The organism is Rhizobacter sp. (assembly GCF_031412495.1).
Classification (GTDB): Bacteria; Pseudomonadota; Gammaproteobacteria; order Burkholderiales; family Burkholderiaceae_C; genus Schlegelella_A.
Window position 1 is genome coordinate 1 of the sequence record NZ_JANODC010000206.1, and the last position, 8,270, is coordinate 8,270.

At 67.4% G+C, this 8,270-nt stretch carries 9 protein-coding genes, 1 tRNA gene and 1 pseudogene; 6 read left to right on the forward strand and 5 right to left on the reverse strand.

Annotated elements, in window-relative coordinates:
* Positions 1 to 222: 222 nt before the first annotated feature.
* Both AC30N0_RS07735 and AC30N0_RS07740 read right to left on the reverse strand, forming a co-directional pair.
* A tRNA-Pro gene (locus AC30N0_RS07735) sits at positions 223 to 299 on the reverse strand.
* Positions 300 to 326: 27 nt separating this feature from the next.
* A complete protein-coding gene (locus tag AC30N0_RS07740) occupies positions 327 to 1,268 on the reverse strand; it encodes a polyprenyl synthetase family protein (protein ID WP_489517356.1) in 942 nt (313 codons plus the stop codon).
* A gap of 307 nt (positions 1,269 to 1,575) precedes the next feature.
* Here AC30N0_RS07740 and rplU point away from each other — a divergent pair, with 307 nt between their 5' ends.
* From rplU to proB, 4 genes are all read left to right on the forward strand, one after another.
* Entirely contained in the window at positions 1,576 to 1,890 is a 315-nt protein-coding gene (rplU, locus tag AC30N0_RS07745) for a 50S ribosomal protein L21 (RefSeq protein ID WP_489517348.1), read from the forward strand.
* A 27-nt stretch (positions 1,891 to 1,917) separates the two neighbouring features.
* Positions 1,918 to 2,175 (forward strand): 50S ribosomal protein L27, encoded by a 258-nt coding sequence (rpmA, locus tag AC30N0_RS07750; RefSeq protein WP_489517349.1) that lies wholly within the window; start codon positions 1,918 to 1,920, stop codon positions 2,173 to 2,175.
* A 112-nt stretch (positions 2,176 to 2,287) separates the two neighbouring features.
* Positions 2,288 to 3,358, forward strand: a complete 1,071-nt coding sequence (gene cgtA / locus AC30N0_RS07755; RefSeq protein ID WP_489517350.1) for an Obg family GTPase CgtA — start codon at positions 2,288 to 2,290, stop codon at positions 3,356 to 3,358.
* Positions 3,355 to 4,473 carry a glutamate 5-kinase gene (proB, locus tag AC30N0_RS07760; protein ID WP_489517351.1) on the forward strand — a complete coding sequence of 373 codons (1,119 nt, stop codon included), beginning with the start codon at positions 3,355 to 3,357 and terminating at the stop codon, positions 4,471 to 4,473. The genes cgtA and proB overlap by 4 nt, the downstream gene beginning before the upstream one ends.
* A gap of 7 nt (positions 4,474 to 4,480) precedes the next feature.
* Here the strand turns inward: proB and AC30N0_RS07765 are convergent, their stop codons facing one another.
* Entirely contained in the window at positions 4,481 to 5,155 is a 675-nt protein-coding gene (locus AC30N0_RS07765) for an RNA pyrophosphohydrolase (RefSeq protein ID WP_489517352.1), read from the reverse strand.
* A 97-nt stretch (positions 5,156 to 5,252) separates the two neighbouring features.
* Here AC30N0_RS07765 and AC30N0_RS07770 point away from each other — a divergent pair, with 97 nt between their 5' ends.
* Together AC30N0_RS07770 and AC30N0_RS07775 are read left to right on the forward strand one after the other, a co-directional pair.
* Positions 5,253 to 6,995, forward strand: coding sequence for a proline--tRNA ligase (locus AC30N0_RS07770; protein ID WP_489517353.1), 1,743 nt, complete (start codon positions 5,253 to 5,255; stop codon positions 6,993 to 6,995).
* Positions 6,996 to 7,048: 53 nt separating this feature from the next.
* Entirely contained in the window at positions 7,049 to 7,636 is a 588-nt protein-coding gene (locus tag AC30N0_RS07775) for a lytic transglycosylase domain-containing protein (RefSeq protein WP_489517354.1), read from the forward strand.
* A gap of 23 nt (positions 7,637 to 7,659) precedes the next feature.
* On the opposite strand, the gene grxD is transcribed toward AC30N0_RS07775, so the two are convergent.
* Both grxD and AC30N0_RS07785 read right to left on the reverse strand, forming a co-directional pair.
* Positions 7,660 to 7,977 carry a Grx4 family monothiol glutaredoxin gene (gene grxD / locus AC30N0_RS07780; protein ID WP_489517355.1) on the reverse strand — a complete coding sequence of 106 codons (318 nt, stop codon included), beginning with the start codon at positions 7,975 to 7,977 and terminating at the stop codon, positions 7,660 to 7,662.
* 63 nt (positions 7,978 to 8,040) lie between these two features.
* Positions 8,041 to 8,270, reverse strand: a pseudogene (locus tag AC30N0_RS07785) (hypothetical protein); the annotation flags it as partial.

The window sequence follows — 8,270 nt, forward strand, 5'->3', positions numbered from 1 at the left end:
CCGGCATGAACCAGCACCCTCGCCACGCCAGAGAGGGCCGAGTGCGGTGCTTCGGCGAGGGTATCCAACAGAAGGGGGCCGATCAGGGGTGAGAAAAGCGCGCGATCATCGCCTATCCCCCCCTCGAAGTAAACGCTGTGCGCAGGAGCTGCGCCAACAATTCACGAGGCCCTGCGAGCGCGAGCGCCAGACCCGAACAAGGTCACGGACGAAGCAGGTGGTTGGTCGGGGTGAGAGGATTCGAACCTCCGGCCTCTACGTCCCGAACGTAGCGCTCTACCAGGCTAAGCTACACCCCGTTTTCACCCTGTCTTCACGCCGCAACTTCAAGAAGAACGCTCGACAGAACGAACCGACAAGTCTAGCAGAGCGTCACGGTAAGGCGTCGCCGGCAGGAGGTCGAGCGCGAGCCGCGCCTGCTCGGCTTCCATGCGCGCCGCCTCCCGGGTGGCGGCCAGGGCTCCGGTGGAGCGGACGATCGCCACGACCTCGCCGAGCCGGGCGATCTCGCCGTGCTCGATGGCGTCGCGGATGAGCGTGCGCTCCGCGGCGGAGCCTCGCTCCATGGCGATGAGGAGCGGCAAAGTCGGCTTGCCCTCGCGCAGGTCGTCGCCCACGTTCTTGCCGAGCTGCTCGGTGGCGCCTTCGTAGTCGAGAAGGTCATCGACGAGCTGGAATGCAGTGCCGAGCGAACGTCCGAACGAGGCGCAGGCCTCTTCGATCGGCGCGTCGGCCTCGGCGAGCACGGCACCCAGTCGTGCGCTGGCCTCGAACAGCTTGGCAGTCTTGAACCGGATCACCCGCAGGTAGTCGTCGACCGTCAGATCCGGGTCGTGCATGTTCATGAGCTGCAGCACTTCGCCCTCGGCGATCACGTTAGTCGCGTCGGCGAGCACGTCCAGCACGCGCATCCGGTTGACCTCGACCATCATCTGGAAGGCCCGGGAATAGACGAAATCGCCGACCAGGACGCTGGCGGCGTTTCCGAACAAGGCATTGGCCGTGCGGCGGCCGCGACGCAGCGCCGACTCGTCGACCACGTCGTCGTGCAGCAGCGTCGCCGTGTGGATGAATTCCACGGTCGCCGCAAGTTCGAAGCGCTCGCGGCCGGTGAAGCCGAGGGCGTTCGAGAAGAGGAGGACGAGCGTCGGCCGGATCCGCTTGCCGCCGGCGCTGATGATGTAGTCGGCGATTTGGTCGATCAACGCGACGTTTGACACGAGCCGCCTGCGGATGACCGCGTCCACCTGGCGCATGTCGTCGGCCATCAGGGCTGCAGCCGCGGCGAAGGGCTGCGGAAGCGATCTTGCGGGCTGAGAAAGCTGGATCGTCACGGGGTCGGCGGTCAACCTGCGGATTATAGAAAACGCGACCCTGGGGCGAACGGGCGAACGACCCTGCAGGGACCGCAACTGTTTCGCCCGTGCCGCGCTCCTGCTCGAGTGCTACCGGGCGTGGTATAGTCGCAGGCTCACCACATGGCGATCGGTACGTCGCGCGACGTGGCCTGCCGACCTGACCGCCAGCCGATGCAACGGTCGCTCGCCGACGGTGACGCCAACAAAGGATCTCACTATGTATGCGGTCATCAAAACCGGCGGCAAGCAATACAAGGTCGCAGCGGGCGAGACCCTCCGGGTCGAACGGCTTGGCGCCGAGGTCGGCCACGACGTGACACTGGACCAGGTGCTGGCGATCGGCAGCGGCGCGGACCTGATCACCGGCGCGCCCCTCGTTGCCGGCGCGACCGTCGTGGCCAGTGTCGTCTCGCACGGCCGGCACGACAAGGTCCGCATCTTCAAGATGCGTCGGCGCAAGCACTACCAGAAGCGCCAGGGGCATCGGCAATCGTTCACCGAAATCCGCATCAGCGCGGTCAACGCCGCCTGAGTCGGTTCAGCGGTCCAGGAGTTTCAGATGGCACAGAAAAAAGGCGGCGGCTCGACGCGAAACGGCCGTGATTCCCAGCCGAAGATGCTCGGCGTCAAGATCTTCGGCGGCCAGGTCATTCCGGCCGGTTCCATCATCGTCCGCCAGCGCGGCACCCAGTTCCACGCCGGCCCGAATGTCGGCATCGGCCGCGACCACACCTTGTTCGCCCTCGTGGACGGTGAGGTGAGCTTCGCAGTCAAGGGGCCGCGCAACCGGCGGACCGTCGCCGTCAAGGCAACCTGACGCCGCAGTCCGCCCGCCGTTCGAAAAGCCCCGGTCAGCGGGGCTTTTTCGTTTGAGCTGAACTACCATCACTTTCGATCGGGCGGGTGCGAGCCACGCGCTGGAGCAGTCCATGAAGTTCGTTGATGAAGCCACCATCGACGTGGTCGCCGGCGACGGAGGCAACGGTTGCATGAGCTTTCGGCGCGAGAAGTTCATCCCCTTCGGCGGGCCCAACGGTGGGGACGGGGGTCGTGGCGGCAGCGTCTTCGCGGTGGCCGACCCGAACCTGAACACGTTGATCGACTATCGCTACGCGCGCCGCCATGAGGCCCGCAGCGGCGAGAACGGCCGAGGCTCCGATCAATATGGCGCAGCGGCCGAAGACATCGTCATGCGCATGCCGGTCGGCACCATCATCTCCGACCTCGAAACCGGCGAGCGGATCACCGAGCTGCTGGTGCCAGGCGAGCCAGTGCTGATCGCCAGGGGCGGCGATGGCGGCTTCGGCAACCTTCACTTCAAGAGCAGCACCAACCGGGCGCCAAGGCAGAAGACGCCCGGCTGGCCGGGCGAGCAGAAGAAGCTGAAGCTGGAGCTGCGCGTGCTCGCCGACGTCGGCCTGCTGGGCATGCCGAACGCCGGCAAGTCGACCCTGATCGCTGCCATTTCGAACGCACGACCCAAGATCGCCGACTATCCGTTCACGACGCTGCACCCGAACCTCGGCGTGGTCCGGGTCGCGCCTGAGCAGAGCTTCGTCGTCGCCGACATTCCCGGGCTTATCGAGGGCGCGTCCGAAGGGGCCGGGCTGGGGCACTTGTTCCTGCGCCATCTGCAGCGCACCGGCCTCCTGCTGCACATGGTCGATTTCGCACCATTCGACGATGCCGACCCGGTCGCGCAGGTCCGCTCCATCGTCGGCGAGCTCGAGAAGTACGACGCCCAGCTAGTCGCCAAGCCGCGCTGGCTCGTGCTCAACAAGCTCGACATGGTTCCGGTAGACGAGCGTGCCGAGCGCGTGCGCGCGTTCAAGAAGCGTCTGCGCTGGAAGGGCCCGGTCTTCGAGATCTCCGCCCTGACTCGCGAGGGTTGCGAACCGCTCGTGCGCGCCGTCTACGACCACATCGCGGCTTCGCGCAACCCCGCTGCGGCAGCTCCGGATCCGCGCTTCGACGGAGCCGAGGCGAGCAGCGAGCGATGACAGAGGTCCTCCGCAGCGCAAGGCGGATCGTCGTCAAGGTCGGCTCGAGCCTGGTGACCAACGAGGGCCGCGGCGTCGACGCGCAGGCCGTCGGCGCCTGGTGCCGGCAGATGGCCGAGCTCGTGCGACAGAAGCGCGAGCTGGTAATGGTCTCGAGCGGGGCCATCGCAGAAGGCATGAAGCGGCTCGGCTGGTCGTCGCGCCCGCGCGCGGTCAACGAGCTGCAGGCTGCGGCTGCGGTCGGCCAGATGGGCCTGGCGCAGATCTACGAGTCCGCGCTGCGCGAGCACGGCATCGGCAGCGCCCAGGTGCTCCTGACCCATGCCGACCTCGCCGACCGGGAGCGCTACCTCAACGCCCGATCGACCCTTCTCACGCTGCTCGGGCTCGGCGTCGTGCCGGTCATCAACGAGAACGACACGGTCGTCAACGACGAGATCAAGTTCGGGGACAACGACACTCTCGGCGCGCTGGTCGCCAACCTCCTGGACGCGGACGCGCTCGTCATCCTCACTGATCAGGCCGGCCTCTACTCGGCCGATCCACGCCGGCAGATCGATGCGCGCCTGATCGAAAGCGCCTCGGCCGGCGATGTCGACCTCGAGCGGATGGCCGGCGGCGCCGGCTCGTCGCTCGGGCGCGGCGGCATGCTCACCAAGGTGCTCGCTGCGCGTCGGGCCGCGCGAAGCGGCGCCAGCACCGTGATCGCTTCCGGACGCGAGCCCGACGTGCTGCTCCGGCTCGCCGCCGGCGAGAACATCGGCACCGCGCTGCTCGCCACGACGGCCAAGGTCGCTGCGCGCAAGCAGTGGATGAGCGATCACCTGCAGCTGCGCGGGTCGGTGAGCGTCGACGACGGCGCGGCGGAGAAGGTGCGGGGCGCCGGCAAAAGCCTGCTCGCCGTGGGCGTGCTCGGGGTCGAGGGCGACTTCCACCGGGGCGACGTCATCGCCGTCCGGCGCCGGGGCGGGGAGGAGATCGGCCGCGGTCTCAGCAACTACAGCAGCGCCGAGGCCCGCCTGATCGCCGGCAAGAGCTCATCCGAGTTTCAGCGGCTGCTCGGCTTCACCGGCGAGCCCGAGCTGATCCATCGCGACAACTTCGTGTTGTCGTGAACGCCGGTCAGGCGATCGGATCCTTGCTAAGGGCCACGGAGAGTCCGGCGGCAGCCGCGGCCGGCCCGGCCAGCGACGCGGCCGGCGGGAGAGCGGGCGCCCCATCGATGGCCCGGGGCGAGGGCTCCACGCCGCCGCGAAACCGATCACCCGAGTCCTCACGATGGTGCGGCCGCATGCCGGAGCGAAGGTAGCGGTTGTGCTGAATGCCTCGTGGAAGAAAACGGGCCAGCTCTGTGAGCGCCATCTGGTAGACGTCGCGCTTGAACTCGATCACGACGTCGAGCGGGATCCAGTAGTCGTTCCAGCGCCAGGCATCGAACTCTGGGTGGTCCGTCGCGCGCAGGTTCATGTCGCTGTCCCGGCCGGTCAACTGGAGCAGGAACCAGATCTGCTTCTGGCCTCGGTAATGGCCCCGTGCATCGCGGCGGATGAAGTGCTGCGGCACCTCGTAGCGCAGCCAGTCGCGCGTTCGCGCCACGATCCGAACATGGTCCGGCAGCAGCCCCACCTCTTCGTGGAGTTCCCGGAACATCGCCTGCTCGGGCGTCTCGCCGTAATTGATGCCCCCTTGCGGGAACTGCCAGGAGTGGGTTCTTATCCGTTTGCCCCAAAAAACCTGGTTTCGCTGGTTGAGCAGGACGATGCCGACGTTGGGTCTGAACCCATCACGGTCGAGCATAATCAACCTCGATTCTTGCGTTGACCGATTATTGCACCGGCATGACGCGAGTCAAACCCTCGGGCACCCTGACCGCCGCATCGACGACGCCGCGCCGATGAAAGCCAGCCAGTTCTTCGTTTCCACACTGAAGGAAGCCCCGGCCGACGCTGAGGCGACGAGCCACCGGCTCATGCTGCGGGCCGGCTTCATCAAGCGCCTCTCCGCCGGCATCTACACCTACATGCCCATGGGCCTTCGCGTCATCCGCAAGGTCGAGGCCATCATTCGGGCCGAGATGGACCGTGCCGGCGCCATCGAGCTGCTGATGCCGGTGGTGCAACCGGCGGAGCTGTGGCAGGAATCGGGTCGGTTCCAGAAGTACGGTCCCGAACTGATGCGGGTGAAGGATCGGCACGACCGCGACTTCGTGATCCAGCCGACGAGCGAGGAGGTCATCACCGACATTGCGCGGCAGGAACTGCGCAGCTACCGTTCTCTGCCGCGGAACTTCTATCACATCCAGACCAAGTTCCGCGACGAGCGGCGGCCTCGCTTCGGCGTGATGCGCGGACGCGAATTCACCATGAAGGACGCGTACTCATTTGACCGCGACCTCGATGGCGCCCGGGGCAGCTACGACGGCATGTACGCGGCCTACGTGCGCATCTTCGAGCGCATGGGCCTGGTCTTTCGGCCCGTGGCGGCGGACAACGGGACGATCGGCGGCATCCGCTCGCACGAGTTCCAGGTGATCGCCGAGACCGGTGAGGACGCCATCGTCTACTGCCCCCGCTCGGACTACGCCGCCAACATGGAAATGGCCGAGGCGGTCGCGCCGACGCCTGGGCGCCGGGACCCATCGGCAGCGCTCGCCAAGACGCCAACGCCCGGCAAGAGCACGTGCGCGGACGTCGCTGCGCTGCTCGGCGTGCCGCTCACGAGCACGGTCAAGTCGCTGGTCCTCGCCACTGATGTCGCCGGCACGGAAGGGGCGTCGGTCACGACCGTTTGGCTGCTGCTGGTGCGGGGCGATCACGAGCTCAACGAGGTCAAGGCGGGGAAGATTCCCGGCCTCGCCGGCGGCTTTCGCTTCGCGACGGCAAACGAGATCGAGGCGAACTTCGGGTCGCCGCCCGGGTACCTGGGTCCGATCGGCATGAACGACGGCGTCAGGCTCGTCGTCGATCGCACCGTCGCGACAATGAGCGACTTCGTCTGCGGTGCGAACGCAGTCGACTTCCACTACACCGGCGTGAACTGGGGCCGGGATCTTCCGGAGCCGAAGCTGGTCGCCGACCTCCGCAACGTCGTCGAGGGCGACCCGTCGCCCGATGGCAAGGGCCCCCTCTCAATCCAACGGGGCATCGAGGTGGGCCACGTGTTCCTGCTCGGGTCCTACTACAGCCAGAGCATGAATGCGACGTACCTCGACGAGGCCGGCAAGTCCCAGCTGCTGCAGATGGGCTGCTACGGCATCGGCGTCACGCGCATCGTCGGCGCTGCCGTCGAGCAGAACCACGATGCCCGCGGCATGATCTGGCCGCAGGCGATCGCGCCGTTTGCGATCGTGATCTGCCCCATCGGCTATGACCGCTCGCCGGCGGTGAAGGAGGCGGCCGACGCCATGCACGAAGGCCTCGCGGCCGTCGGCATCGACGTGATCCTCGACGATCGAGGCGAGCGCCCCGGTGCCATGTTCGCGGACTGGGAGCTGATCGGCATTCCGCACCGGCTGGTGCTCTCTGACCGGGGCCTCAAGGCCGGCGAGCTCGAGTACCAGGGCCGCCGCGACGAGGCGGCGACGACGGTCCCGCACACCGATGCCTTGCGGTTCCTGAAGGGCAAGCTCGGCGCATGACCGAGCGGCTCTCCCGGACGGGGAGAGGACGGCGCTCGTTCGTCGCCGCCGCCATGGCGGGCCCCGCCGTCCTGGCCTGGCCCGGGCGGACGCGGGCCGGGGCGCAGGTCGAGGAACCTCTGGCCGACTCGGTCCGTTCGGCCTTGTCCGCAGCCGTGGTCGAGGCAGCGCCGCCGAAACCTTCCTTCCTGACCGCGGAAGATCGGATCGCCTACCTGCGCTGGCTCGCCGCCATGAGCGACCGCCTCACGCGGCAGAAGACCGAACTCGTGACCCGCGTGGAGTTCCTTCAGACGATCTGGTACGAGAGCGCGCGGGCCGGGCTCGAGCCGGCCCTCCTGCTCGGTCTCGTCCAGGTGGAGAGCGGCTTCCGCAAGTACGCCATCAGCATCGCCGGGGCGCGCGGCTATGCCCAAGTCATGCCGTTCTGGGCCCGCTTGATCGGCGACGGCGACGTCGGCCGCCTGTTCCACATGCAGACCAACCTGCGCTTCGGCTGCGTCATCCTGCGCCACTACCTGGAGCGCGAGCGCGGCGACCTCTACATGGCGCTCGGCCGGTACAACGGCAGCCGCGGCCGGCCGGAATACCCGAATGCGGTGTTCGCCGCGCGGCGGCGCTGGGAGCTGTCGCCGGCCTGAGCCCGGGCTGGCGCGAGCCGCGTTCAGGCGGCGATGCCGAGCGCCTGCTGCAGCTCGCCCGCTTCGTACATCTCGGTCATGATGTCCGAGCCGCCGACGAACTCGCCGTTGACGTAGAGCTGCGGGATGGTAGGCCAGTCCGAGTAGCCCTTGATGCCCTGGCGGATCTCCTGGTCCTCGAGCACGTTGACGGTCTTGAGGTCGGAGACGCCGCAGGCCTTGAGGATCTGGATTGCGCGTCCCGAAAAGCCGCACATGGGAAATTGCGCCGTGCCTTTCATGAACAGCACGACGCGGTGGTTCTTGACGAGGTCGTCGATGCGTTGGTGAACGTCGTTCATGTCCGGGTCGCCTGGATAGCTGTCGATGAACCCGACTTTATCCGGAAAGCCCCGGTGAAGGCGTCAGAAGGAATAGGACACGCCGAGCTGAACGTGAGGGGCCAGGCGCAGGTCGCGGACGACGTCCTCGAGGCTCTGCGCGCCATTGACGACCCGGCCCAGGCGGACCACGTTCGAGGGGCTGCGCGAGACGACGCCGAGATCGGCGCTGAAGCTCCAGCCGCTTCTCGCAACGAGGCTGCTGTAGCCGACGCCGAGGTAGGGCACGGCTGCGCTCTCGCTGCCGAGCTCGG